The sequence below is a fragment of the Kitasatospora sp. NPDC007106 genome, assembly GCF_040634455.1.
Classification (GTDB): Bacteria; Actinomycetota; Actinomycetes; order Streptomycetales; family Streptomycetaceae; genus Kitasatospora; species Kitasatospora arboriphila.
The window spans coordinates 1-1,389 of record NZ_JBEYFP010001232.1; the positions used below are offsets into that span (position 1 = coordinate 1).

General features: G+C 75.1%; 2 protein-coding genes. Both read right to left on the reverse strand.

Annotation, left to right across the window (positions count from 1 at the left end; all coding sequences use genetic code 11):
• Positions 1–155: 155 nt before the first annotated feature.
• Positions 156–689: a hypothetical protein gene (locus ABZ641_RS37385; RefSeq protein WP_344625548.1), complete on the reverse strand. Its 534-nt coding sequence runs from the start codon at positions 687–689 to the stop codon at positions 156–158.
• A 311-nt stretch (positions 690–1,000) separates the two neighbouring features.
• Positions 1,001–1,330, reverse strand: coding sequence for a nuclear transport factor 2 family protein (locus ABZ641_RS37390; RefSeq protein WP_359989042.1), 330 nt, complete (start codon positions 1,328–1,330; stop codon positions 1,001–1,003).
• Positions 1,331–1,389: the final 59 nt, after the last annotated feature.

A 1,389-nucleotide genomic window follows, 5' to 3' on the forward strand; every position in this document is an offset into this window, starting at 1 on the left:
GTGCCGAGCGCGCGGCCGCCGCTGGACTGGCGGCGGCTGCGGGAGATCGCCTTCCCGCCGCGCGAGTCCGCGGGATGACGCCCCGGCTCCCCGCGGACCGCGCGGACCGCGCGGGGCTCCCGCCCGGGTCCAGTGCCCGGGTCCAGTGCCCGGGTTCAGTGCCCGAGGGCGGCCTTGGCCGCGACGATGATCAGGCCGAGCAGCAGGTTGGCCACGCCCTCGCCGACGGCCATCCGGCGGGACGCGCCGGCCCGGACGGCGCCGAGGGTCGCCCAGGTGACCTGCTGCGCCACCGCTACCGCGAGCGCGAGCCAGGCCGTTCCGGCGAGGTCGAGGCCGAGCAGCGGGCTGACCGCCACCGCCACGGCCGGCAGTACGGCGGCCTCCGCGATGGACCACTCGTGCCCGGCCACCCTCCGCAGCTCCCGGCGGTCGATGGCCTTGCCGACGATCCGCTCGCCGGCGACCTGTGCGTAGACGTGGGCCGCCCAGAAGACCACGCCGGTGACCAGCAGCAGTCCGATCAGTTGCAGCCGCGGGAAGTCCCCGGCCGTGCCGGCGGTCGCGACGACGGACGCGGCGAGCAGCGAGCCGTACACCGCACCGGCGTAGTCCGTCCGTCCGGCGTGGGGCCGTTCCTCGTGCACGGGCCGCCCGGTCGGGGCGGGAGTACTGGTCACCCGACCCAACATAGGCGCGCGAACCGGACATTCCGGGGAGCGACGCTGCCCTCCCGCCGGCCCGGATCGGTCCGGCGGGTGCGGTCAGGGGCCGGCGCCGCCCCGCTCGGCGCCGGTCCGGCGGGTCAGCTCGTCGAACCGAGAATCGCCAGTACGACGAGTCCGATGAGCGCCAGCGCCCAGGCCCACCAGGTGTCCTTCAGGTCCATGTGCATCCTCCCGGGAGTGTTGCGCCGATCAGAGCACTACTGTGACGGACGGTCAACACTTCTGACAGAGGGTCGCGGCCGATCACCGGAACAGACCGCCGCGGCGGCCGCTCAGCCGGCCGGGTCGACGAACTCCGGCTGGTCGAGGACGCGCAGCCAGCTCCCGTCGGGCTGGCGGCGCACCACCTGGGCGCGCGCCCCGGCGCCGTCCCGCGGCAGGGTCGAGGTCAGGGCGACGTCCCCGCTGACCAGGGTCGGCAGCGGCGCCTCCGGCTCGAAGTACGGGCGGTTCGCCAGCACCCTCTCCCAGAGTGCCCGGATCGCCTCCCGGCCAACCGTGAACGACCCCGGAGGATAGGCCAGCACGGCATCCTCCGTGTACAGCGCGGCGACCCCGGCGGCGTCGCCGGCGTTGGAGCGCTCGACGAACAGACGGGTGATGTCCTCGGGCCGCGCGGCCTTCTCGTAGCCCTCGTAGCCCTCGTAGCCCTCGTGGTCGG